The sequence below is a fragment of the Actibacterium lipolyticum genome (assembly GCF_900184935.1).
GTDB classification, from domain to species: Bacteria; Pseudomonadota; Alphaproteobacteria; order Rhodobacterales; family Rhodobacteraceae; genus Actibacterium_A; species Actibacterium_A lipolyticum.
Genome location: NZ_FXYE01000002.1, coordinates 1,705,800 through 1,729,051 on the forward strand (window position 1 = coordinate 1,705,800; position 23,252 = coordinate 1,729,051).

Genomic DNA, 23,252 nt, shown 5'->3' on the forward strand with positions numbered 1-23,252 from the left:
CGGTTTAGCGTTGCTGCTGACACCATCGTAAGGAGCAGCCAGAATGGCGCGATTTTCTAGCCAATTAAAAGGAATTGTCATTTGGATCGCGACCATTGGCGCGACCCAAAGTTTGGCTGACCCATCGGTGTTGTGTGACCATGCTGCGCAGAAGGCCTCGGAAGCGATGGGTGTCCCTATTTCGGTGTTAAAAGCGATTTCGCTGACCGAAACCGGACGCAAACGCGGGGGCGAAATGCGGCCTTGGCCATGGACCGTTAACATGGAGGGTAAGGGGGTTTGGTTCGACGACCCGGACAGTGCGAAAGCATACGTTTATAAGCATTATAAGACAGGCGCGCGCAGCTTCGATGTTGGGTGCTTTCAGTTGAACTATCGTTGGCACGGGCAAAATTTCTCGTCTATCGATGAGATGTTCCAGCCAGAGCCAAACGCGCTTTATGCGGCTCAGTTTCTGTCGGACCTTTACAAAGAAATGGGAAACTGGAGCGCCGCAGCCGGTGCTTATCATTCTCGCACGAAGAAATACGCCACGCGATACCGCAAGCGATTTGATGTGTTTCGCGCAGCATTTATCCATCAAGACGGAACTACGCCCGCGCCCGTTCCGGCGGCGCCACCTTCCGCGCCCACGTCTGCCCCTGCGCCAGTGCAAGTTGCGACCAGAATTAACAAATTCCCATTGCTGAAGACAGGGCAGGGTGCGCGTGGTTTGGGTTCGCTTGTGCCAATTACGACAACGCCGAGTGCAGGATTGTTCATTAGACCGCAGGCTGGTGGTTGATGCCTCAAATCGCACTGAACCAGTTGTTCCGCCCGACAATCTTGTTGGCTTTGGCCCTGATGGCGGTGATCGTCATGATGGTGCTTCCGGTGCCTGCGTGGGTGCTCGACATTGGGTTGGCGGCATCGTTTGCCCTTGCGATATTGATCTTCACGGTCACACTTTTTATCGAACGACCGCTCGATTTTTCGGCGTTTCCAACGGTGCTGTTGGCGACCTTAATGTTGCGCCTGTCGTTGAACGTATCGTCCACCAAGTTGATTATCGGTCAGGGGCACACCGGAACGCATGCCGCGGGGAACGTGATCGAAGGATTTGCGAACTTCGTCATGGGGGGCAGTGTCCTGATCGGCCTCGTGGTGTTCGGGGTTCTGATGATCGTCAATTTTATGGTCATCACCAAAGGCGCGGCCCGGATGGCAGAAGTTGGGGCTCGTTTCGCACTGGACGGGATGCCGGGCAAACAGCTTGCCATCGACAGCGATATGTCTGCGGGCGCGATTGACCATGCCGAGGCAAAAGCGCGCCGTGAACTTGAGCAAGCCGAAACAACCTTTTTCGGCTCTTTGGACGGTGCCTCGAAATTCGTTAAGGGCGATGCGGTTGCAGGGCTTTTGATCACGCTTCTAAATTTGGTGATGGGTCTGATTATCGGCGTCGCATTGCATGACATGCCAATTTCGCGTGCGTTTGAAACCTATGCGATATTGACGGTTGGTGATGGGCTGGTCAGTCAAATTCCGGCCGTCATCATCTCGATCGCGTCGGCGTTGCTTCTGGCGCGCGGTGGCGTCAAAGGCGCTGCTGATCTTGCGCTGGTCGTTCAGTTGGGTCGCTACCCTGCCGCGCTTGCAACGGTTGCCTTGCTAATGGGGCTTTTTGCGCTGGTGCCGGGACTTCCGTTCATACCTTTCATCGCTGGGGCGGGGGCGCTTGCAAGCGCTGCATGGTTTGCGCATCGCAGCAATGGTCAGCAGGCGGCGAAATCCCCCGATATTGAGGCTGAAAACGTTACCCCGCCGCAAAGTAGTTCCATGGGCGATCTGTTAGATCTTGACGACATACACGTCGAATTTGCGCCGAACCTGATTGGTATGGTGCTTGATCCCGCCACGGGGTTGGATGCCCGCATCGGGAACATGCGCAAACACGTGGCCGAGGTTTACGGGCTGATTTTGCCGGAAATTCGGCTGACAGATAATGGTGCGTTGGGGCCGGGCACCTATGTCGTACGTGTTCAGGGGGTTAAGCAGGCACAGGATGTGTTGCGACCTGATCAGGTGCTTGTACTTCTGTCGGATGCCGCGACCCAATTACCGCCCGGAGAGGATGTTGCGGAGCCAGTCTATGGTGCGCCAGCCCGTTGGATCACCAGCCCAAACCGCGAAGAACTGGCTTTGTCCGGTTTGACGCTTGTGAACCCTTCCGAGGTGTTGGCGACGCATCTTTTGGAAGTCATCCGAGAGAATTTCGCCCGGCTTATGACGTTCAAAGCGCTGCGGCGTTTGCTGGATGAGTTGTGTAATCTTTCTGACCCGGCACGGGCGGAAGCGAACCGCAAAATGATTGACGATCTGATTCCAGACAAGGTGCCTGTCGATCTATTGCTGGCCGTCCTTCGGTTACTGTTGGAAGAACGCGTTTCGATCAGAAACTTGCCGCTGATCCTAGAAGCGACAGCCGAAGCGCGCCACTCTCACCCCAACGCAGAGTCGATCGCCGAACACGTCCGTCAGCGTTTGGGGTTCCAACTGGTCGAGGAACATCGACGGGATGACGGTACGATACCGCTGCTGCAACTTGCCCCTGAATGGGAAGAAAAGTTCAATACCTATCAGCTTGCCGGAGAGAACGGCGGCCAGAACATCGCGTTGCCACCGGATGACTTTAACCGACTTGCGAATGCGGTGGCCGAAAAGCTTGCCGCCGTCGGCGAAACGGGTACGTTTCCCGCTGTTGTCACGTCCTCACGCCGCCGCCGGTTTTTGCGTACAGTCTTGGCCGCGAAAGGGCTCAGCGCGCCGGTTCTGTCGTTCGAAGAGATTGGGACCGAAGCGCGCCCTGCTCTTGTCGGGCTGGTTCAGCCATGATCCCTCTGATCGCCGAGATTCTACCCGTGGCGCAGGAACAGTTACTGTCAGCGTTCATCGTCTTCCTTCGTGTCGGCGCTGTTGTCGTCATGGTTCCGGGCTTCGGAGAGCAGTTTATACCACAGCGGGTAAAGCTGGTGGTCGCGTTGTCATTCACGCTGATCGTGGCGCCGGCTGTCGCCACTGATGCGCAGCCCTTAACCGCACAGCCGAGCCTGTTTTGGCTGGGAGAGGTCATCACCGGTCTGGCCCTAGGCGCAATTTTAAGGCTGCTGGTGCAGACCCTTCAGATTGCAGGGCAGGTGGCTGCGCAAGCCACTTCGCTTTCGCAAATATTCGGGGGCGCGGGCGGTGATCCCCAGCCTGCGCTTTCCCATTTGCTTACCATCGCGGGGCTGGCACTTGCGGCAATGACTGGTCTGCATGTTCGTGCCGCAGAAGCGATGATTTTATCCTACGACATGTTGCCACCAGGCCGTATGCCAGACGCCGCGCTTCTGGCAGATTGGGGAGTTGCGAATATTGCCCTTGGCTTTGGTCTGGCGGTCCTGTTGGCGATGCCATTCGTGATCGCTTCGTTGATCTACAACTTGGCCTTGGGCGTGATTAACAAAGCGATGCCACAGCTGATGGTCGCTTTTGTCGGCGCGCCCGCGATCACCGCAGGGGGGCTTATCCTAATGGTGTTGGCGGTTCCCGTAATGTTGGAAATTTGGCAAAGCTGGCTGGTGGCTGTGCTGTCAGACCCGTTTTCGGTGGCGCGATGAGCGGCCAGTCCGAAGACGAAGACAAACAACACGACGCGACCGCCAAGAAGCTAGAGGATGCGCGCAAAAAGGGCGAAATCGCGCGTTCTGCGGACCTTAATACAGCCGCGTCCTATGCCGGTCTTGCCCTTGTGGCGGTCAGCGTTGGCGCAGCCTCTCTCAGCCAACTTGGGGATGTGGGGTTTAGGCTTTTGCATCACGCTGACAGTCTTTCTGCCGATCTGTTTCATAGCGGGGCGGTGACCCAATTTGGCGGGTTGTTGTTGGCATCCGCATTTGCTGTCGCGCCATTCTTTGCGGGGCCGGCGCTTCTGTCGCTTTGCTCTGTGGTTGTTCAGCGCAGCTTCGTCGTCGCTCCGTCCAAGATCCAGCCGAAGTTGTCACGCATTTCCCCACTTTCAAACGCAAAGAACAAATTCGGGCGGTCGGGGCTTTTTGAATTCGCAAAAAGCGCGGCGAAGCTTGTGATTTTTAGTCTGCTGTTGACGATCTATCTATTTCGTAACCTACCAGACATGTTGGCGACCATGCATCTGGCACCCGCTATGGCGATGGCTCAGATGATGAACATGTCGGTTGAATTCCTGCTGTTCGTGGTGGTCATCGCGGTAATTATGGGGGCCGGAGACTTCTTGTGGCAGCGTGGCGAACATCTGCGCAAAAACCGGATGTCGCACCAAGAGCTGAAAGATGAGGTCAAACAGTCCGAGGGTGATCCGCACGTAAAACAACAGCGTCGCCAGAAGGGTATGGCGATTGCGATGAACCAGATGCTGGCGGATGTGCCGTCCGCTGACGTGATTATCGTAAACCCAACCCACTTCGCAGTCGCGCTGAAGTGGGATCGTTCAACGCCGGGCGCGCCGCTGTGTGTCGCAAAAGGCGTGGATGAGATTGCCGCCCGGATCAGAGAATCCGCCGCCGAAGCCGGCGTCCCAATTCACAGTGATCCGCCGACCGCGCGCGCCTTGCATGCGACTGTCGATATTGGCCAGGAGATTTCGAAAGAGCACTACGCCCCCGTCGCGGCCGCCATTCGGTTTTCCGAGGCGATGCGCGCAAAAGCGCGGGCGCGATAATGGCGAACAGTTCCACAAATCAGTTAACTGCGGTAACGCAATCCGTGCTTGATACGGCACTATCCCACCTTAAAAACTGCTCGATGAGGTGTGACAGATATCGTGCCGATCTGGCAGAGCTGGACGCCCAGCGGCGAAAAGCCACGTGTGATGTGGGGAACATCGCGTTGAGCGCGGGTGTTGATATCTTGTGGTTTCAGTGGGCGGAAAAACGGCGTTCGGCCCTTAACAAGGACCTCGCCCGCGCATTGGTCGAAGAGGAGCACGCCCGTGCGAAAGCAAAACGTGCATTCGGGCGAAATCAGGCGCTTTCAAAGATTTTGGGGCAGTCCGTGCACCGGCGCTAAGTATCTTGGCGAACGAGGTCGATAATCAGAACATCGGTCACGTCTGGGCCAAGGACTTTCTGCGCCGTTTCGCGCAGTGCGATACGAAGTGAGTCCATGGTCGTTGTGTTGGTGAACGTCCCCATGAAACCGCCGGCATTCGCATGGTCAAACAGCACTCGAAGGAATGCGTCACGAATTTTGGGTTCACGCTCATAGACGGCCGCGCGGGCGCCATATGTCACCTCAAGGCTCAGGGAAATGACGACCAAGGCGGCGACTCGGCCATTTTCTACAACGGGTACGATGAACTGGTTGTTCAGCTTAACGAACTCGGCCGCTTCGTTTTCGTCATCTTTCTTTGCCGGTTTCTTTTCTTGAGTTGTGTCTGTCGCTTCTTCTTTGGCCTCGTCGACGACCGTAGGTTTCATCATGTGCCCGGCGCCCGCACCAAGGGCAAGTCCGACAACGCCGAGCAAAACTGGAACTAAGTTGGCCATGATGCGCCCCGTTAGAATGGAAGAATAATATCTGCGATCTGTTGGCCATAGCGGGGCTGCTGCATATCGGTGATTTGCCCCCTTCCGCCGTAAGAAATGCGTGCGGACGCAACTTTGTCATAGGTGATTTCGTTCTGACGCGAGATGTCTTCTGGGCGGACGTATCCGTTGACCAGCAACTCTCTCATTTCGAAATTCACGCGCACCTCTTGTGTGCCCTCAATTCGCACCACGCCGTTGGCAAGCACATCGGTGATTGTGGCCGCGACGCGCAGGGTTAGCTTTTCGTTTCGTCGCACGGACCCGTCACCGCTGGACCCGCTTGACGAGGCGGTCGATACGGCCTCGTTCAAACTCGCCCCAGCAGGAAGCTCGGGGTTCAGGCGCTGCGGGATGCCAAGCAGGCTGGGGATTTTCATGCTTTCGGTACCGCTTCGCGAGCGATCGGTCGAATTGGAAATCTCTGCTTTGTCGTCGATTTCGATCACGACGGTCAGAATATCACCGCGCCGCTCTGCCCGACGGTCCCCCAAAAGGGAGCTTCGCCCCCCGCTCCAAAGTGACGCCTGATCCGAGGCCATTTCGCGCTGAGTCTCTTCTGGAAAAGGCAGCGATGACATCGCCATATAGGCGTTGGTGCCCTCTGTCGGGGTGAAATCGGGCGCTTTGCCAATTTGCTCGACGCGCGCGCATGCGGCCGGGAGTAGCAGAAGAGCGCAGATCGAAAGGCGTGGAACGAAAGTCATGGATGCTCCTTAGGGAAAGGAATGCGGGTCGACGATGACCGCGCCGTTTTGGGTGACAGTGCCGGTGACCGTCGTGCGAGAGGCCAGATTCATGACGCGCAAGGTGTCGCCGACAGCCGCGCGCGCCAAGGAGCGGGCGTCTGCCGCGATGACAAGCCCCCCCTGCCGATAGTGGAGGGTCACAAGCTGGTTGCGTTCAATCACTGCGGGGGGGCGGATGTCACCGGGGCGAATAGGCCGCCCTGCATAAAGGATCACGCGGGTTTCCTGGCCGATCGCCTGTTCGGGCTGGGTCAGCGCGCCGGTTGGGTTCATGTCGGAAATTGCGAGGTCTTGGGCGGTGATCACCTGGTTGGCGCGGATGGTGCGCGCGGCGACAAGGGTGTCGGCACATGCGGGGCCGCAAGCTAGCAGGATTAAGGCGTAATAGAGCCGCATCAGCGCACCTGTGTCGTCGCGCTGAGCATCTGATCCGCAGCTGTTATAACCTTCGCGTTCAGTTCGTACCCACGCTGTGCCTCGATCAGTTCAGTGACCTCGCGCACGGCATCCACAGAGCTGTCTTCAAGGTAGCCCTGCCGCAACGTGCCAAGTCCGTCTTCGCCCGGTGTGCCGTTGATCGCGGGGCCAGATGCAGCGGTTTCAAGGAATAGGTTGGACCCCATCGATTCCAGCCCCTTTTCGTTGGAAAATCCGGCAAGGGTGAACTGGCCCAACAGTTCGGGCTGAACCCGGTCCGAGAAATAGGCGTAAACTTCGCCTTCTGCGTTTATGGAAATGCTGCGGGCATCGTCGGGGATGGTGATATCCGGCGCGACCGGGAAGCCATCTGAGGTAACAATCAACCCATCGCCCGTGCGCTTCAACGCGCCATCGCGCGTAAAACCGGACAGGCCGGATGGTAACGTGACCTCAAGATACCCCTGACCTTCGATTGCCAGATCAAGGTCGCCGCCCGTTTGAGACAGTGACCCTTGCGATAGCGTAACGCTTACCGAAGACGGTCGCACGCCAAGTCCAAGCTGAACGCCGGTCGGCAATACAGTACCGTCGGCCGCATTGATCGAACCGGCGCGCGTGACCTGCTGATAGTGCAGATCGGCAAATTCAGCGCGGCGGGCGTTGTAGCCGGTGGTGTTCATGTTGGCGAGGTTGTTTGAAATCACCTCGACCCGCATTTGCTGGGCAGTCATGCCCGTGGCGGCGATTTTTAGGGCGCGCATCTGGCACCTCCTTCACAATTACTGACCAAGGGTACGCAGAACGCCACGAATGCGTTCGTCTTCGCGTTCCAGAAAGCTTTGACCAAGCTGATAGGCGTGTTGAACTTCGATCATTCGGGCGACTTCCGTAATCGGATCAACGTTAGAGTTTTCGACGAACCCCTGAAGAACAGAGCTGTCAGAGATAGGCTCTAACTCGCCTTGAAATGCGAAACTTGTATTGTTGTCGCGGGATAGGTCTGCTGCACTTGCCGGGCTATAAACGCCCACCTGACTTAGCGCGCGACCGTCCGCGCTTAGCGTGCCATCCGGCGAAACCTGCACAGACGCGGCATCGGGCGGGATAAAGATTGGCGCGCCGCCAAGATCAAGCAGGCGATACCCGTCAGGGGTGGCAAGTTCGCCCGCCTCATTGGGGGTGAAGGCACCGGCCCGTGTCAGCCGCTCCCCGTTTGGGGTTTCAATCAAGAAAAACCCCGGCCCTTCGATCGCAAAATCAAACGTCCCGCCGGTTTCGGTAAGCGGCCCCTGCTGCAGATCGACGTTGCGAACGTTGGCCGAAGCCATGGAAAGCGACCCGCTGGGCCCTTCCACGGCGCGTACATGTTCGGCAAAGATCATCCCTTCGCCGCGGTAGCCCGTCGTGGAAAGGTTGGCGATATTGTTGGCGACGCTCTGCATCTCTCTCAACAAACCGGCTTGGCGGGTAAGGGTTGTGTAGCCTGCGTTATCCATTGGTCAGCCTCCGATCATCAGGGGGACGAGTTGATCCGTGAAAAAGCTGGTCAGGGTTTGCGTCATGAACCCCATCGTGGCCCAGAACACCCCCAGAATGGCGGCAAGCTTTGGCACGAACGTCAGGGTCATTTCCTGGACCGAGGTCAGCGCCTGAAACAGGCCAATCGCCAAACCCACCACCAGCGCGACCGCCAAAATGGGCATGGAGATTTTGACCGAAATCCAAAGACCCTGCCTTAGCGTGTCAAAGAAGATGACCTCATCCATCGCTTACACCGGCATCCGAAGGATTTCCTGATACGCTTCGACGACCTTGTCGCGCACCGTCACGGCGGTTTCGATGGCCAGTTCGGTTTGCGCCAATGCTTCGACCAACGCATGCGGATCCGCCTTGCCAACCATCGCGGCCTTGGCGGTTTCTTCGGCGTTTATCAGTGTTTCATTGAACGACTGGGCCAGTTGCGCAAAGCCGGATTTTTCCGCCGGATCCGTCGCGCTTGGCTGGGTTGCGTGCCGTGCCGTTGCATAGGCCCTTAGGGCCGCGGTTGAGGATGTAATGTCCATTCTAGATTTTCCTTATCGACGCAGCAGATCAAGCAAGCTCGACGACATTTGCCGGGCCTGATCGAACATTTTGAGGTTCGCCTCATAGCTGCGCTGCGCTTCGCGCGCGTCTGCGATTTCGACCACCAGATCGACGTTAGAGCCGTCGTAATGGCCAGTTTCATCCGCCATCGGGTGGGACGGGTCGAACACCCGCGCCAATTCCCGTTGGTCCAGTGACACAGGGCCAGATGTGACCTGCCCAGTGTGGCGCCCACCCGATACGGTTTCGGCAAAACTAACGAGCTTGCGCCGGTAACCGGGTGTGTCCGCGTTCGAGATGTTTTCAGAGACATGCCGCAGCCGCGCGCTTTGCGCCTTCATGCCGCTGGCAGATGCCGCAAGTGATTTGAAAAGTTCACTCATGTCCGCACCTATCGGCCTAGGCTGGTGCGCAAGATGCCCATCGCGCTGTGGTAAACCGTCAGCGCCATATCGTGCTGGGATTTGGATTGGACGGATTTCACCATTTCGACTTCAAGCGAGACAGAGTTGCCGTTGGGCGATGCATCTGCCGTGGTGTCGGAAAACGCCGCAATGTCCGAAGGTTGGGCGGAGCCTGCGATATGGCCTGACCGCGTCGAACGCGTCGCAAACCCTGCGTCGTCATCATAGGTTTTCTTGAACGAAGTAATATCCTGTGCCTGAAACCCAGGCGTGTCGGCGTTGGCGATATTGCGCGCCACGACGGACTGACGTGCGGCGGCATGGGTTGCCATGCCGTGCGCCATTTTCAGTATCTCTAATTTGTTAAACATCCGGGCTTCTCCCTCGGTTTCAACCAAGGTTTAACCCTGATTCCTTTAGAAACCGTTGTCAGAGCAACAGCGGAGAATCCCGATGCCCAGCCCAGCGATTACCTCTTTGATGGCGGAAATATCCGCGCTTAGCCGATCGCACGTCGTGGGGCGTGTGAAGTCGATTCAAGGTGATTTAGTCACTATTATTGGCCTTTCTCATGCGGCTGGCCTTGGCGATATGATTGAACTGACCCCGTCGAACGGCAGCCCCATTCGGGCAGAGGTTTTGCGCCTGACACATGAGGAAATCACCGTCCTGCCGGACGGGATGCCAGAAGGCTTATCAATCGGTGACCGCGCCGTTCTTAAGGGCGCACCAACGATTGCGCCCGACGACAGTTGGTTGGGGCGCGTCATTGACCCATTTGGGGCGGCTCTTGACGGGCGGCCATTGTTTCGCGGCCCCTCTAACCGGGCGTTGCGAGCGGCACCGCCGGCGGCAACGCGGCGGCGTGGTCTGGGGTCGCGCGTCGAAACGGGGCTGACGGTTTTCAACACTATGCTGCCGATCGTCCGGGGCCAGCGTGTGGGGCTGTTCGCTGGGTCGGGTGTTGGGAAATCGACGCTGTTGGCCAATCTAGCGCGGGGCCTTCAGGCGGATGTCGCCGTTATCGCGCTGGTGGGGGAGCGCGGGCGCGAGGTGCGGGAGTTTGTTGACCGTACTTTGGGGCCAGAAGGCATGGCGCGTTCGGTGGTGATTGCCGCCACATCAGACCAATCCGCAATCGTGCGCCGACGCGCAGCTTGGTCGGCAATGGCCGTGGCCGAGTATTTTCGCGATCAGGGAAAGCAGGTTCTGTTTCTGACGGATTCCGTTACCCGCTTTGCAGAGGCGCACCGCGAAATCGCTTTGGCCGGGGGGGAAGAGCCTTCGCTTCGCGGCTTTCCGCCATCGACATCGCAAATGATCATGTCATTGGCTGAACGCGCCGGGCCTGGTTCCGGTACGATGGGCGATATTACCGCGATTTTCAGTGTGCTTGTTGCTGGGTCTGACATGGATGAACCGGTGGCCGATATTCTGCGCGGCGTTCTGGATGGGCACGTCGTGTTGGACCGGCAGATCGCAGAACGCGGTCGGTTTCCCGCGATTGATTTGTTGCGGTCGGTTTCCCGCAGCTTGCCGGATGCGGCGAGTGGCGACGAAAACGCGCTGATAACCGGAGCGCGCCGCCTTCTGGGCGCATATGAGCGCGTAGAGGTGATGATTCAGGCGGGCCTTTACACAGCTGGTTCAGACCCAGAAATTGATGCGGCGATCAAGGTCTGGCCTTTGTTGGATGCATTTCTTGCGCAGGAAGAGGCAGAGGATACCGCCGCCAGTTTCGCCAATCTTGCGCAATGCTTGGCGGCGGCAGAGCCTAAGAACAGGCTCTAATACACCGCATTTTGAAGCAATGTCAGCGCCGTTGACGCGGGGCTGTATGCCGCCGAAGAGTTTGCAAGCTGGGATCTTATAAGGAAAAGGCGCGTCAGTTCCTCCATCTTTTCGGGGATTGCGAATTGATCGACTTCACCACTCCCAAAGACGCTTTCGGCACGGTCGCGAAACACCTCAAGCTGTTTGTCGATATCCAGCGCAGCAAACGAACTGGGCAAGCCAAAGGTGGTTTCAAACACCGTTCGCAAAGGTTCGGACCCCATGACGCCGTACCACTTTGCGTTGTTGCTGCTGTCAGATCCGGCCAGTTCGCCCAACTCGCGCGTTAGGTTCATCACAAGGCGCATATCGTCGTTCTGATTACCGACGGCGATTTCGAATTGCCGCGTTTTGTAGGCATCTAGAATTCCATCAGCGAAGTCAGGCTTCTGCGAGTTTGGGGCATCTTCGCCGCCAAAGCCAAACGCCTCGGCGAATTTCAGATAGCTTTTATCGGCCAGTTTGTTGGCAAGGGCATCGTCGCTTTCGACCCCGTCTGCCAGAACTTTTTGAATGAAAAATCGGTTGTTGATGTCGTCATCCAAACCGAACGCGCCTAGAGCGACGGATAGCAGGCGCCGATCGGCAACCAAGGCTTCAGCGCTGGTGACCTTGCCGATGTTTTCACGAAAATACGCCTGATCCCGTTTGATCGCTGGCGATGCGTCATAGGCGGTTTTCTGGGCGTCCATTGTACGCTCCAGAAACCGCCAGCCGACGAAGCCGCCGAACGGAATGACAGGTTGAAACGTCATGCCTGCGTCGCGGCAAGCAGCCGCTCTTCGCGGGGAAGAAGGCCGCGCATCGCCTTTAGGGCCTGATAGAACTGCCCACCCAGCACCGCATCACTTGCGGTGTTCAGCTGAAGACGGCTGTCATGGTCGGTCAGCACCTGACTAAGCTGTTCGATTCCGCGCAGAAGCTGCATCTTTGCGTCGTCGGGCTCGGCATCCCCTGCAAGGACAAGCTGCGCGATATAACACACCCGACGTACGGGGGTGTTGACCTCTTCTGGGTGAATGGCGTCGCGCAGGCGCAGGATGTTTGCGTCCGGTGTTACAATGCTAAGCCGCGAACGCCTGTCGCCGTTTTCGATGACCGCGCCGTTGACCAATACCCGCTCTTTTGGGGCGAGTTTTAAGACGAGCCCGCTCATGTCGTCAGCCCCGCGTTGCTTAGGCCGCGCATGACAGAGGTGTTAATCTCGACCAGAATTTCGGGGGTTTCCGTGCCAGACAAAATCTTGCGCGTATGGGCGTTGGTGAATTCGGCCAGATAGAACAGCTGCGCGCGCAATGCTTCGGGCAGGGAATTGCCCGCCTCGGCGACATCGGCGGCAAGGGCTGTCCACAGTTTACGGTTGTCGTGCAGGGCGGCCGCTAAGACGGGAAAGCCCGTTTTCGGGTCTGCGCCAGCTTGTTTTAGCCGCGCGGTCACCTGCGCGAAGATGTCATATTCAATGCTTCTTGGTGTTCGTATCGCCGCCTGCAAGGGCGCGGAATAGGCCGTTTTGGCCCGCAGATGCGCGGTCATGCGCTTTCCTTCCGAATTGGATTGGGGTCAGGTCGCGGGAAAAGTGGGCCGGGGCGAATGCCGCCCCGGCCAAGCCATTAGCGGAACAGTGACAAGATGTTCTGCGGTGCTTGGTTCGCGATCGAAAGCGCCTGTGTGCCAAGTTGCTGCTGTACCTGAAGCGCCTGAAGCCGGGCCGATGTTGCCTCCATATCCGCATCAACAAGCGAACCGATGCCCGATTTCAGGGCGTCCGTCAGTTTGCCGATGAAATCGCTTTGCGTTTCGATACGCCCTTCGACGGAACCGAAGGATGCGGCGGCATCAATGGAATTGTTGATCAGTGTTTCAACATTGCCCAATGCAGCCTTTGCGCCTGCATCGGTGGTAACGTCGATACCACCAAGCCCAAAGAGCCCGCCCGAAGCCGTGCCATCAGCCGCACCCGCGCGAGAAAGCGCAGCGGGGGTTGCGCCATCGTTATCAACCTTAAGGGTCCACTGGCCCGCATCATTTTGCGAAACCTCGGTCGAGATATCTTCGTTTCCGCCACCATCAACAGCGGCTTTCAAACCACGTGCGACATCTTCGAAAGTTTCGCCTTTCCCAGCCACATATGTGAAGGCGGTGCCGCCCACGCTGATCTGATAGCCATCCCCTTCGGCGACGTTCGCAGCGGATGAGAAGGTCATCGTTTCCGCGCGTTCGGAAATCTCTGTGCCAGACAGGGTAATGTCGGTTGCACCACCATTTTTGGTTCCGGACACAGCCACATCTTCGAAGGCGCGGGTCGACGTCAGCGTCACGACCCCGCTTGCCGCGCTTGCAGTGATACCAACCAGACCCAAAGCGTTGATCGCACCAGAGATGGAATCCGCCGCGGCACTTTCATCGCCCGAGATTTCACCAGCCGCAAAGCTAACGGTGGCACCGCCGACGTTGATTTCGAACGCATCGCCAGACACGTCAGCATCAGCGGCCAGTGTGATGGTCGCGGTATTACCTGCATTCGAGGCCGACGTATCGGAAAGCGTGGCGTTCGCAGAAAGGTCGGTGCCAGAGCCCAAAACACCAGCCGTGGAGGAAAGGTCTTGGCGATCAACCGAGATGCTGGAGGCCTTGACCGTGCCGTCGTTAGATCGGTCGAGGGACGACAGGATATCAACGCTATCGGTGCCTTCGACAAGGTTCAGGCCATTGAACTGAGCCGCGCCAACAACCGCAGTGATCTGATCACGCAACGAGTTGATGTCTGTCTGGATTTTTTCGCGATCTACGTTGCTTTCCTGTGCTGCAACGACCTTGCCTTTGATATCGGTCAGCAGGTCAGAGACAGTTTCCGACGCCTGACGCGCAACAGAAACGGTTGATTCACCCAGCGCCAAGCTTTCCGAAATTGCCTTAAACCCGTTTACGTCGGCTTCCATCACTTTTGAAATCGCCCACACGGCCGAGTTGTCTTTTGCGGTGGCCACGGATTTACCTGTTGCGATTTCATCCTGGGTTTTGGTGAGGTTCGCGTTGATGCCCTTCAAAGTCTGAAGAGCAACCATTGCGCTGTTATTTGTCAGAATACTGGACATAGTAAGTTCCTTTAAGCATAGGGCGCTTTTGCGCCTGATCAGTACGCCGCAGGTTTGCGGCTGGAACGGTATTTCACCCGTGCGGACCTATGCTGTGCACAGCCGCGCCACCCCGTGTGGAATGCAAAGACGAACCTGAGCGCCAAGTGCTAAGAACTCGCTAAAGGGTGTTTTCCAGATCGATAGGATTTGACTTAACTTGCGTCATGCTCTGCGCAGAAGTTTGATGCCGCTTTGCGTCGTGCACAGACGTTGGCCGAACCGGTCGTAAGTGTTCAGGTCGGCCCCGCGATTTTGGATGGCCTTCAGTCGTTCCCTTGCACCATCAAGCCCGCGCTGTGCCGCCGAAAGCAGCCTCGCGTTGCGTTGGGCCGCCACCCTTAGGGCGGAAAGATCGGCAGGCGTTTCTGGCGCAAGCTGTCCTTGGATGCGCGCCTTTTCCGCAGTGATCTTTTCAAGGTCCGCGAATTGGCCAGACAGCAGAACGGCCCGTTCGCGTTCCAGCAGATCATGAAGGGTGTTTAAGAGCTTAGCGTTATCCATTTGCACGCTCCTTCAGGGCTTCGAACAGATGCTCGGCCAAACCGATTCTGCCGCTTTTCACCATTTCTTCGGCCTGCGCTGTGCGTAAGAAAGAGCCGAACTGCTCCTCGCCCGCGCCTCCGCCGAAGGATTCTTGAGCAGCACCGAATCCCGTCGATTTCAGCATCTCTGCCAAAAAATTCGCTTCCAGCTGGTCGGCTGCGCGGCGAAGTTTTGCATCGTGCGCGGTGTGTGCGGGTGGCGCGGCGGAATTTAGTGCATCAATCATGGGGCATTCCTTCAATTTCGATTTGTTTGGCTGACATTGGGCTGGTTCCGGTAAAGAAGTGGTAACTTCGATGCCGCATGACTTTCGCAACGATCATTTGAAGGTCAGTGCAGCGAATGCCCATTGTGACGCCTATCCAGACAGCCGGAATGATGCCCTCCCCGCAGGTGGCGGTTCCCTTGCCCGATGGCCCAGCCGTGGCGGCGGAGTTCACGGCCATTTTGATGGGCAAGGGGGCGGTTACAGCCGAAGAGGTTACGCCAGTCGATACCGTTGTTGAGGATCTGGAGGTTGAGGACCCGCCCGAATTCGAAACTGTGCCGGGCACGGCCGCGCCCAAGGAATTGCCCCTGCCTGTTCCCAAAGGGGGGCAGCAGTTCTTGCCTGATGCAGAACCGGACATGCTCGTCGCTGTCACGTCACGATCGCTTGGTGACGTGCAAAACGATGCAGGCCCCCCAACAGAACCGCCGCTGGCCAGTGGGATGCCAGGAAGCGCCGCGGACAAGCTGGCCCCAGCAGTGGCCAATATGATCCCTGACGTTGGTGCCGCTGATCAGAGTCTCGATTTGCCCGATCCTTTGCCAATCCTTGAACCCCGAAGCAGCGCAGAGCCAACCCGGATCGCGCAAACGGTATCGGTGCAGGCCTCGCAAGCGCCCGTTATCCGGCAAGTCGTCGAAATCGCTCATGCCACGCAGCAGGGAACGGTCGAGGTTGCACTAAACCCCGAAGAGTTGGGCAAGGTGCGGATGAATTTATCAACCTCGGAAGGTTCCATATCAGTCTCTATTCTGGCGGAAAGGCCCGAAACGACAGAGCTGTTGCGGAATAATATCGACGCTCTTGGGAAAGAGCTTCGTGCATTGGGCTACTCCGATCTGAGCTTTGATTTCGCTGGCGACGCCGGGCAGCAGGGACAGCACGGCGACAATCCTGACGCGCCGCAGGGGGCCGCTGACCCGGCTGAAAGCGAACTTACCAAAACAATTGTGACCCTAAGCGATGGGTTGGACATTCGTATCTGAAAGGACCCCGCAATGGACGTTTCCGCGACCACCAGCACAACGACGACGCCGACGACGAACACCAAGGCGTCCCCAGTCATTTCGTCAGACTTCGAAACGTTCTTGAAAATGCTGACGACGCAGATGGAAAACCAAGACCCGCTGAACCCGGTCGAATCTTCAGATTTCGCGGTGCAACTGGCGACGTTTTCAGGGGTCGAACAGCAAGTGCAGACGAACAACCTGTTGTCACAGCTTAGCACGCAAATGGGGACCAGCAGCATGGCCCAATTCGCTGGCTGGGTCGGAATGGAGGCGCGCGTTGCCGCGCCCGCATCTTATAACGGGCAACCCGTCACCGTTATTCCTGAGCCCCAAGCCTTGGCAGATCGCGCGACACTTGTGGTGAAAGACGCCAGCGGCGCAACGGTTCAGCGGCTAGAGCTTTCAGTTAACGGCGACCCTTATACATGGTCTGGCCTGAACGATGCGGGCATTCCGCTTAAGGACGGGCTCTATAGTTTTTCGGTCGAAAGCTATTCCAACGGCGCGTTGCTTGGCACCACCCCGGCCGAAGTTTATGCAACCGTAACAGAAGCCCGGATCAGCGATGGCGCGACCACGCTGGTTCTAGATGGTGGCACCGAGGTTTCAACAACCGCAGTGACGGCATTGCGCAACTAATGCCTAAAACGCGGATGCCGCGAACACAGCTGCCCCCGTAAGCGCGGCCCCCAACCCCATCCACAGGATCGGACGCAGGGAAAAGCCTCGCTTGGCAGGCTCTGTCTGCGCATTCTGGCTTAGCAAGGCGGCTTCGGCCATTTGCGGAAGCTTGGGGCCAAAGCGGGCCAAAACGCGGGCGGTTTTGCCAAGGTCACGCAGGAACGCTTTGGGGCCGATGTTTTCCTTGATGTAATCTTCGACGATGGGCTGGGCGACTTCCCAGATGTTGATGTGATCATCCAAAGAACGCGCCACGCCTTCGACCACAACCATCGTGCGTTGCAGCAGGATAAGTTCGGTCCGGGTTTGCATGCCGAAGCGTTCGGTCACTTCAAACAGATAGCTCAGCAAACGTGCCATCGAAATATGCGACGCATCCATGCCAAAGATCGGGTCGCCCACTGCACGCAGGGCGCGGGCGAATTCGTCGATGTCGCGGTCGGCAGGCACATAGCCAGCTTCGAAATGGACCTCGGCGACACGGCGGTAATCTTGGCGGATAAACCCGAACAGAATCTCGGCATAGACGCGGCGGGTGTATTCATCGATCCGGCCCATGATGCCGAAGTCGTAGCAAAGGATATCGCCATTCGCGCCGACCTTCAGGTTGCCCTGATGCATATCGGCGTGGAAAAACCCATCGCGTAGCGCGTGTTGCAGGAACAGCTGTAGCACCCGTTCGCCCAGCACCCGGCGGTCATGCCCGGCGGCGTCAATCGCCGCGTTGTTGCCCAGCGGCGCGCCTTCGGCCCAGCCCAGCGTCATCACCCGGCGGTTTGACAGCGCCCAAAACGTGGCCGGAACGGAAAAGCCTGCATCCTCTTTCGTGTTTGCAGCAAATTCCGACGCGGCCGAGGATTCCAGCCGCAGGTCTAGTTCGCCCGAAACCACGCCTTCGAAATGTTCGACCACATCCGTGGGCCGCAACCGGCGCGAGGCAGGGGAAAGGCGTTCGATGATGGAGGCCGCGAAATAGAACGCGTCGATGTCTTTCTGGAACGCTCGTTCAATGCCGGGGCGCAGTACTTTTACAGCAACCTCTTCGCCGGTATCGGCCAAACGCGCGCGGTGCACCTGCGCGATCGAGGCCGCGGCGACAGGTTCGCTGAACTCGCTGAACAGCTGATCGACGGGCAGTTCCAGTTCTTCCTCGATCAGCTTTTTGGCAACATCGGTGGAAAAGGGCGGCAAGTCGTCCTGCAGTTTGCGCAGCTGCACGGCCAGCTCTTCGCCGACTACATCCGGGCGGGTCGAAAGGATTTGGCCGAATTTGATATAGGCCGGGCCAAGCGCTGTTAGCGCCCGTGTGGCGGGGGGCAACGTCGGGTCGCCCTTTTCACCCAGCCATTTGAATGGCCACGCGCCGACACGGGCCAAGATGCGAAGATGCCGGGGGGCGTTCATCGCCTCAAGCACCACACCCATGGCACCGGTGCGTTCCAAGGTGGCGCCGGTTACGATCAATCGCCAGATATTATGAGGGCCGCGCACTTAAATCTTCCACCCCGAATGAAGGGCCGCAACACCCATGGTCATGTTGCGGTATTTCACGTTTTCAAACCCGGCTGTGCGGATCATCTGTGCAAAGGTTTCCTGATCGGGGAACTGGCGGATCGACTCCACCAGATACTGATAGCTGTCACGATCATTCGCCACGATCTGACCCATCACCGGGATTACGTTGAACGAATACCGATCATAGGCCCACTGCATCGCGGGGTTCGGAAGCTGGCTAAATTCCAGCACCATTAGGCGGCCACCGGGGCGAAGCACGCGGTAAGCCTCGTTCAAGGCATCCTGAACGCGGGTGACGTTCCGAATGCCGAACGAGATGGTGTAGACGTCAAAGCTGTTATCCTCGAACGGCAGGGACATCGCATCGCCGACGACCCAGTCAAGGTTATCGGCCATCTGCTCAGCCTCGGCGCGTTGGCGCCCTTCGACCAGCATGGATTCGGTCATGTCCAACACAACAGAGGCCGCGCCCGGTGCGCGTTTCAAAAAGCGGAAGGAAACGTCGCCGGTACCGCCAGCCACATCCAGCAGCCGCTGATGCGGGCGGGGGGCAAGCCAATCCATCATCGCGTCTTTCCAGATGCGGTGGATGCCCATCGACATCAGGTCGTTCATCACGTCATAGCGCGATGCAACGCGGGTAAAGACGCCATGTACCATCCCGGCTTTGTCGCCTTCGGGTACATCCTGAAATCCGAAATGCGTGGTTTTCTGGTTGTCGTTGGTCATCGGGGCCTTGCCGTCTGTCAAAACTACCCCTCCTTATAGAGCGCCTGCCGGGTGTTACAATGCGCCCCACTGCCAGAGGAACAGCAAGATGCCCGAATTGCCCGAAGTCGAGACAGTCCGCCGCGGCCTGACCCCCGCGATGGAGGGGCAGATCATCACCAAAGCTGCCGTCAATCGCCCCGATCTGCGCTGGCCGTTCCCCGAACGCATGGCCGAACGGCTGACCGGCAAACGGGTGGAACGTTTGCGCCGCCGTTCAAAATACATCCTTGTGGACCTGGACAGCGGCGAAACCCTGATCATTCATCTTGGGATGTCGGGCCGGATGCAGGTGTCGGGCGATCCGCTGGGCCAGTTTCACCACGAACACCCCGCACCGGAAAAGCATGACCACGTTGTGTTCGACATGGAAAACGGCGCGCGCGTTACCTTCAACGATGCGCGCCGATTTGGCGCGATGGATATGGCCGCAACCGACACGCTGGATGAACATTGGCTGCTGAAAGATATTGGCCCCGAACCCTTGGGCAACACATTTAACGGTGACTATTTGGCAGAGCGGTTAAAGGGCCGGATGAGCCCGATCAAAACTGCGCTTTTGGATCAGCGCATCGTTGCGGGGTTGGGTAATATTTACGTTTGCGAGGTGCTGAATCGGGCGGGAATCTCTCCGAAACGGAAGGCTGGGCAGCTTTCCTCGGCCCGCGCGGCCAGTCTTGTACCGGTGATACGTAACGTCTTGGAGGACGCGATTTCGGCTGGTGGCTCCTCTCTTAAGGATCATCGGCAAACGGATGGCGAATTGGGCTATTTTCAGCATAATTTTAAGGCTTATGGCCGCGAGGGCGAACCCTGCCTGACCCCGGGTTGCACCGGCGAAATAGGGCGAATCGTCCAGTCTGGACGTTCAACTTTCTATTGTACGCAATGCCAAAGATAACTTGATTGCAGGGGCAAGGCTGGTAAGGAATCGGCTTCGAACATCAACGGAGGCGACTTTCGCCATGGCCTATAAGACGCTTATCGTCGAAATCGAAGAGCACGTAGCCCTGATCAAACTTCACCGCCCTGACGCGTTGAATGCATTGAACAGCGAACTGTTGACGGAACTGGCGGATGCCGTTTCGCAAGCCGGCAAAAACGACAAAGTCCGCTGCATTGTTTTGACCGGGTCGGACAAAGCATTCGCCGCTGGCGCTGACATCAAAGAAATGAGCGAGAAGTCGTTCGTCGACGCATTTGCGGGCGATCTTTTCACCGAAGAGACAGAGACGCTGTTGCGTTGTCGCAAGCCGATCATCGCAGCCGTTGCCGGCTATGCGCTGGGCGGGGGTTGTGAATTGGCGATGATGTGCGACTTCATCATTGCTGCGGATACGGCCAAGTTTGGCCAGCCTGAAATCAACCTTGGCGTTGTTGCCGGTATCGGTGGCACCCAGCGTCTGACGCGGTTCGTTGGAAAGTCCAAAGCGATGGATATGCACCTGACGGGCCGTTTCATGGACGCCGAAGAAGCAGAGCGTTCCGGCCTGGTTTCGCGCGTTGTGCCTGCCAAGAAGCTGATGGAAGAAACCATGGCGGCCGCACAAAAGATCGCAGAGAAATCCGCGCTGACGACGATGGTCGTCAAAGAATCGGTCAACCGCAGCTATGAAACGACCCTTCGCGAAGGGCTGTTGTTTGAACGCCGTGTGTTCCATTCGCTGTTCGCAACCGAAGACCAAAAAGAGGGCATGTCGGCCTTTCTTGAAAAGCGCGAACCGCAGTTCCGCGACAAGTGATTGATCGCGCGCCGGGGTAACCCCTTGGCGCGCGGCTTTTTGGGTTTCCTTCTGGCGCGTTTTCCCTTAAAAGCCGCCGCAATATGCGTGTGATGCCCGCTCTGGCAAGAATCAACCGGTTCCAAAACCCGGTCCGGGCTTCGTTGCGCTAACAGTTTCAACTAACCCGGAAGTGGGAAAAAGATCATGGCAAATTCGCCCCAAGCTAAAAAACGCGCTCGTCAGAACGAAAAGCGTTTCGACGTAAACAAAGCGCGCCGTTCGCGCATCCGTACTTTCCTTCGCAAAGTAGAAGAAGCAATCGCATCTGGTGATAAAGAAGCTGCGACTGCTGCTCTGCGTCAGGCTCAGCCAGAGCTGATGCGCGGTGTTACCAAGGGTATTCTTCACAAGAACACCGTTTCGCGCAAAATCTCTCGTCTGTCCGCACGTGTAAAAGCACTCGGCGCCTGAGTCGCTGCGAAATAGAATTTGGAAAGGGGCGCATCTTAATAGATGCGCCCTTTTTCATTTTTGCGACGGATTGTGGATTTTTTCCCACAATCCCTGCGGACTAAATTCACCATTTCGGATTCGTTCTGACAAACCGTCAGTCAAGCGCGAAGTTCTGTTGCGATAGCTTCATCAGCCTTGCTAGTTTCGACCCTGCGATTCACATCGTCTTGGGGGGACATGGCGTGAGCTTCACCTCGTCTGTAAATAATTAGCCGGTCGTCACTGCCGGTCTTTTGTTACATGCGGTTTGGCTCATTGGCGCGGCACGATATGCAAAGTGGGGCTTTGTATATCTTGACGAGCTAGCGGATAAGAATAGGGCAGCGTTCCGGCGACCCATTTCAGCATCCAACATGTCCATAGGACCGCGAAAAGCGGAAGATTCGGATAGACGCACCAAATAGGTGTTTCTGTCGTGTATCTTCGTTTTGCTTTTCGCGTGCCGCGTTTTGTGCGCGGTAAGTATGGCTTTGTTCGTCTGAATGGCGTTCAAGGTGCGTGCTTCCTTTCACTCTCGACACCTGAGTCAAATAATAAGCGTGCGTGCCCGAGCATCCTCCGGGTCGTGCAACGGCGACGGCTATTGAGGGTGAATGTTGGAGCGGGCAAAAAAATGACGAACGACGAATGGGGATCGGTATGCAGAGATATTCAAAACTCGATTGGCGAAAATAACTTCGTAACTTGGATCAAGCCCATGACGTATAATGGGCTTCGTGAAGGCGTCGCACATATCAGTGCGCCCACAAGTTTCGTTGCAGACTGGGTCTCGCGCAATTTCGGCGATGAGATTCTGCATCAGCTGGCACGCAGCGGTGCCGATGTTGACCGGTTGGAGTTCAGCATCGATGCAACCGCACCGGCCCCACAGCCAGTGGAAAAAAAGACAAGCGCACCTGCCGCCAAGAAACCCGCCGCGCCTGCCCGCGCTGGCGAAGGCCTGGGTGCCCCGATTGATAACCGGTTTACCTTTGATAGCTTCGTTGTGGGTAAGCCCAACGAACTGGCCCACGCAGCAGCCCGCCGCGTCGCCGAAGGTGGCCCTGTCACGTTCAACCCGCTGTTTTTGTACGGTGGCGTTGGTCTTGGTAAAACGCACCTGATGCACGCGATTGCGTCGGAACTTCGTGCGCGCTCTCCGGAAAAGCGGGTCGTTTATCTGTCGGCCGAACAATTCATGTATCGCTTCGTTCAGGCCCTGCGCGAACGGGACACGATGGGCTTTAAGGAATTGTTCCGATCAGTTGATGTTCTGATGGTGGATGACGTTCAGTTTATCGCCGGCAAAGACAGCACCCAGGAAGAGTTCTTTCACACCTTCAACGCGTTGGTGGATCAGAACAAACAGATCATCATCTCTGCCGATCGTGCACCCGGAGAGATTAAGGATCTGGAAGACCGGATTAAGTCGCGTCTGCAATGTGGTCTGGTCGTCGATCTGCACCCAACCGACTATGAGCTGCGCCTTGGCGTGCTTCAGCAAAAGGTTGAGCAGTACCGCAAGCAATACCCAGAGCTGGTGATTTGCAGCGGCGTTCTTGAATTCCTTGCGCATCGTATTTCGACCAACGTGCGTGTTTTGGAAGGGGCGCTGACCCGTCTGTTCGCGTTTGCGTCGCTTGTCGGCAAAGAGATCAACCTAGATCTGGCACAGGATTGTCTGGCTGACATTCTTCGTGCCTCTGACCGCAAGGTCACGGTTGAAGAAATCCAACGCCGTGTTGGTGAACACTTCAATGTGCGCCTGTCTGACCTGATCGGGCCCAAACGCACGCGCACCATCGCGCGGCCTCGTCAGATTGCGATGTATCTGGCCAAGCAGATGACTTCGCGGTCGTTGCCGGAAATCGGGCGTCGTTTTGGGGGCCGTGACCACACCACCGTTATGCACGCTGTAAAGCGAATTGATGAGTTGCGCGGCCTAGACAATCAGATCGCCGAAGATCTGGAACTTCTGCGCCGCATGCTTGAAGCGTAAGGCGCTTCGGTGGGCGTCTGGCCTTGACGCCCCCGTTAA

General features: G+C 57.3%; 29 protein-coding genes. 12 read left to right on the plus strand and 17 right to left on the minus strand.

The window, feature by feature from the left end:
- Positions 1–43 precede the first annotated feature (43 nt).
- The 5 genes from COL8621_RS16915 to COL8621_RS16935 all read left to right on the plus strand — a co-directional run bounded on the left by COL8621_RS16915 (position 44) and on the right by COL8621_RS16935 (position 5,067).
- Positions 44–784, plus strand: coding sequence for a transglycosylase SLT domain-containing protein (locus COL8621_RS16915; protein WP_093968442.1), 741 nt, complete (start codon positions 44–46; stop codon positions 782–784).
- On the plus strand, positions 784–2,874 hold the full coding sequence (gene flhA / locus COL8621_RS16920; RefSeq protein ID WP_093968443.1) for a flagellar biosynthesis protein FlhA: 2,091 nt from the start codon (positions 784–786) through the stop codon (positions 2,872–2,874). The genes COL8621_RS16915 and flhA overlap by 1 nt, the downstream gene beginning before the upstream one ends.
- A complete protein-coding gene (locus tag COL8621_RS16925; protein ID WP_093968444.1) occupies positions 2,871–3,641 on the plus strand; it encodes a flagellar biosynthetic protein FliR in 771 nt (256 codons plus the stop codon). Before flhA ends, COL8621_RS16925 begins: the two co-directional genes overlap by 4 nt.
- Positions 3,638–4,720, plus strand: coding sequence for a flagellar type III secretion system protein FlhB (gene flhB, locus COL8621_RS16930; RefSeq protein ID WP_093968445.1), 1,083 nt, complete (start codon positions 3,638–3,640; stop codon positions 4,718–4,720). The genes COL8621_RS16925 and flhB overlap by 4 nt, the downstream gene beginning before the upstream one ends.
- An 83-nt stretch (positions 4,721–4,803) precedes the next feature.
- Positions 4,804–5,067 carry a hypothetical protein gene (locus COL8621_RS16935; protein ID WP_093968446.1) on the plus strand — a complete coding sequence of 88 codons (264 nt, stop codon included), beginning with the start codon at positions 4,804–4,806 and terminating at the stop codon, positions 5,065–5,067.
- Here the strand turns inward: COL8621_RS16935 and COL8621_RS16940 are convergent.
- From COL8621_RS16940 to COL8621_RS16980, 9 genes are read right to left on the minus strand one after another with little or no spacing between them, the layout of a single operon-like run.
- On the minus strand, positions 5,064–5,546 hold the full coding sequence (locus tag COL8621_RS16940) for a flagellar basal body-associated FliL family protein (protein WP_306345728.1): 483 nt from the start codon (positions 5,544–5,546) through the stop codon (positions 5,064–5,066). The two genes, COL8621_RS16935 and COL8621_RS16940, sit on opposite strands and share 4 nt — an antisense overlap.
- Before the next feature lie 11 nt (positions 5,547–5,557).
- Positions 5,558–6,292 (minus strand): flagellar basal body L-ring protein FlgH, encoded by a 735-nt coding sequence (gene flgH, locus COL8621_RS16945; protein ID WP_093968448.1) that lies wholly within the window; start codon positions 6,290–6,292, stop codon positions 5,558–5,560.
- A gap of 9 nt (positions 6,293–6,301) precedes the next feature.
- Positions 6,302–6,730, minus strand: a complete 429-nt coding sequence (flgA, locus tag COL8621_RS16950; protein ID WP_093968449.1) for a flagellar basal body P-ring formation chaperone FlgA — start codon at positions 6,728–6,730, stop codon at positions 6,302–6,304.
- Complete coding sequence (flgG, locus tag COL8621_RS16955) at positions 6,730–7,515, minus strand: flagellar basal-body rod protein FlgG (RefSeq protein WP_093968450.1); 786 nt, start codon at positions 7,513–7,515, stop codon at positions 6,730–6,732. Before flgG ends, flgA begins: the two co-directional genes overlap by 1 nt.
- Before the next feature lie 18 nt (positions 7,516–7,533).
- Positions 7,534–8,250: a flagellar hook-basal body complex protein gene (locus tag COL8621_RS16960; RefSeq protein WP_093968451.1), complete on the minus strand. Its 717-nt coding sequence runs from the start codon at positions 8,248–8,250 to the stop codon at positions 7,534–7,536.
- Between the two features lie 3 nt (positions 8,251–8,253).
- Positions 8,254–8,520, minus strand: coding sequence for a flagellar biosynthetic protein FliQ (locus COL8621_RS16965; protein WP_093968452.1), 267 nt, complete (start codon positions 8,518–8,520; stop codon positions 8,254–8,256).
- 3 nt (positions 8,521–8,523) lie between these two features.
- The gene (gene fliE / locus COL8621_RS16970; RefSeq protein WP_093968453.1) at positions 8,524–8,817 is read right to left on the minus strand and encodes a flagellar hook-basal body complex protein FliE; all 294 of its coding nucleotides are present in this window, start codon (positions 8,815–8,817) and stop codon (positions 8,524–8,526) included.
- 12 nt (positions 8,818–8,829) lie between these two features.
- Entirely contained in the window at positions 8,830–9,222 is a 393-nt protein-coding gene (gene flgC, locus COL8621_RS16975) for a flagellar basal body rod protein FlgC (RefSeq protein ID WP_093968454.1), read from the minus strand.
- 8 nt (positions 9,223–9,230) lie between these two features.
- Positions 9,231–9,614, minus strand: coding sequence for a FlgB family protein (locus COL8621_RS16980; RefSeq protein ID WP_093968657.1), 384 nt, complete (start codon positions 9,612–9,614; stop codon positions 9,231–9,233).
- An 82-nt stretch (positions 9,615–9,696) separates the two neighbouring features.
- Between COL8621_RS16980 and COL8621_RS16985 the strand changes: the two genes are divergently transcribed.
- A complete protein-coding gene (locus COL8621_RS16985) occupies positions 9,697–11,034 on the plus strand; it encodes a FliI/YscN family ATPase (RefSeq protein WP_093968455.1) in 1,338 nt (445 codons plus the stop codon).
- Here the strand turns inward: COL8621_RS16985 and COL8621_RS16990 are convergent.
- From COL8621_RS16990 to COL8621_RS17015, 6 genes are all read right to left on the minus strand, one after another.
- Complete coding sequence (locus COL8621_RS16990; protein ID WP_093968456.1) at positions 11,031–11,831, minus strand: DUF1217 domain-containing protein; 801 nt, start codon at positions 11,829–11,831, stop codon at positions 11,031–11,033. The two genes, COL8621_RS16985 and COL8621_RS16990, sit on opposite strands and share 4 nt — an antisense overlap.
- Positions 11,828–12,232: a flagellar biosynthesis repressor FlbT gene (gene flbT, locus COL8621_RS16995; RefSeq protein ID WP_093968457.1), complete on the minus strand. Its 405-nt coding sequence runs from the start codon at positions 12,230–12,232 to the stop codon at positions 11,828–11,830. The genes COL8621_RS16990 and flbT overlap by 4 nt, the downstream gene beginning before the upstream one ends.
- Positions 12,229–12,609 (minus strand): flagellar biosynthesis regulator FlaF, encoded by a 381-nt coding sequence (flaF, locus tag COL8621_RS17000; protein ID WP_093968458.1) that lies wholly within the window; start codon positions 12,607–12,609, stop codon positions 12,229–12,231. The genes flbT and flaF overlap by 4 nt, the downstream gene beginning before the upstream one ends.
- A gap of 77 nt (positions 12,610–12,686) precedes the next feature.
- Complete coding sequence (locus COL8621_RS19415; protein WP_093968459.1) at positions 12,687–14,171, minus strand: flagellin N-terminal helical domain-containing protein; 1,485 nt, start codon at positions 14,169–14,171, stop codon at positions 12,687–12,689.
- Positions 14,172–14,375: 204 nt separating this feature from the next.
- A complete protein-coding gene (locus COL8621_RS17010) occupies positions 14,376–14,714 on the minus strand; it encodes a hypothetical protein (protein ID WP_093968460.1) in 339 nt (112 codons plus the stop codon).
- The gene (locus tag COL8621_RS17015) at positions 14,707–14,982 is read right to left on the minus strand and encodes a rod-binding protein (RefSeq protein ID WP_093968461.1); all 276 of its coding nucleotides are present in this window, start codon (positions 14,980–14,982) and stop codon (positions 14,707–14,709) included. The genes COL8621_RS17010 and COL8621_RS17015 overlap by 8 nt, the downstream gene beginning before the upstream one ends.
- 149 nt (positions 14,983–15,131) lie before the next feature.
- Here COL8621_RS17015 and COL8621_RS17020 point away from each other — a divergent pair, with 149 nt between their 5' ends.
- Together COL8621_RS17020 and COL8621_RS17025 are read left to right on the plus strand one after the other, a co-directional pair.
- Positions 15,132–16,010 carry a flagellar hook-length control protein FliK gene (locus COL8621_RS17020; protein ID WP_176438525.1) on the plus strand — a complete coding sequence of 293 codons (879 nt, stop codon included), beginning with the start codon at positions 15,132–15,134 and terminating at the stop codon, positions 16,008–16,010.
- 12 nt (positions 16,011–16,022) lie between these two features.
- Complete coding sequence (locus COL8621_RS17025; protein WP_093968463.1) at positions 16,023–16,673, plus strand: flagellar hook capping FlgD N-terminal domain-containing protein; 651 nt, start codon at positions 16,023–16,025, stop codon at positions 16,671–16,673.
- Positions 16,674–16,676: 3 nt separating this feature from the next.
- On the opposite strand, the gene ubiB is transcribed toward COL8621_RS17025, so the two are convergent.
- Positions 16,677–18,206, minus strand: a complete 1,530-nt coding sequence (gene ubiB, locus COL8621_RS17030; protein ID WP_093968464.1) for a 2-polyprenylphenol 6-hydroxylase — start codon at positions 18,204–18,206, stop codon at positions 16,677–16,679.
- A complete protein-coding gene (ubiE, locus tag COL8621_RS17035; RefSeq protein WP_093968465.1) occupies positions 18,207–18,959 on the minus strand; it encodes a bifunctional demethylmenaquinone methyltransferase/2-methoxy-6-polyprenyl-1,4-benzoquinol methylase UbiE in 753 nt (250 codons plus the stop codon).
- Positions 18,960–19,047: 88 nt separating this feature from the next.
- Here ubiE and mutM point away from each other — a divergent pair, with 88 nt between their 5' ends.
- The 4 genes from mutM to dnaA all read left to right on the plus strand — a co-directional run bounded on the left by mutM (position 19,048) and on the right by dnaA (position 23,213).
- Positions 19,048–19,899, plus strand: coding sequence for a bifunctional DNA-formamidopyrimidine glycosylase/DNA-(apurinic or apyrimidinic site) lyase (gene mutM, locus COL8621_RS17040; RefSeq protein WP_093968466.1), 852 nt, complete (start codon positions 19,048–19,050; stop codon positions 19,897–19,899).
- A 64-nt stretch (positions 19,900–19,963) separates the two neighbouring features.
- On the plus strand, positions 19,964–20,740 hold the full coding sequence (locus tag COL8621_RS17045; RefSeq protein WP_093968467.1) for an enoyl-CoA hydratase: 777 nt from the start codon (positions 19,964–19,966) through the stop codon (positions 20,738–20,740).
- Positions 20,741–20,926: 186 nt separating this feature from the next.
- Positions 20,927–21,193: a 30S ribosomal protein S20 gene (gene rpsT / locus COL8621_RS17050; RefSeq protein ID WP_093968468.1), complete on the plus strand. Its 267-nt coding sequence runs from the start codon at positions 20,927–20,929 to the stop codon at positions 21,191–21,193.
- A 655-nt stretch (positions 21,194–21,848) separates the two neighbouring features.
- Positions 21,849–23,213 (plus strand): chromosomal replication initiator protein DnaA, encoded by a 1,365-nt coding sequence (gene dnaA / locus COL8621_RS17055; protein ID WP_093968469.1) that lies wholly within the window; start codon positions 21,849–21,851, stop codon positions 23,211–23,213.
- Positions 23,214–23,252 lie beyond the last annotated feature (39 nt).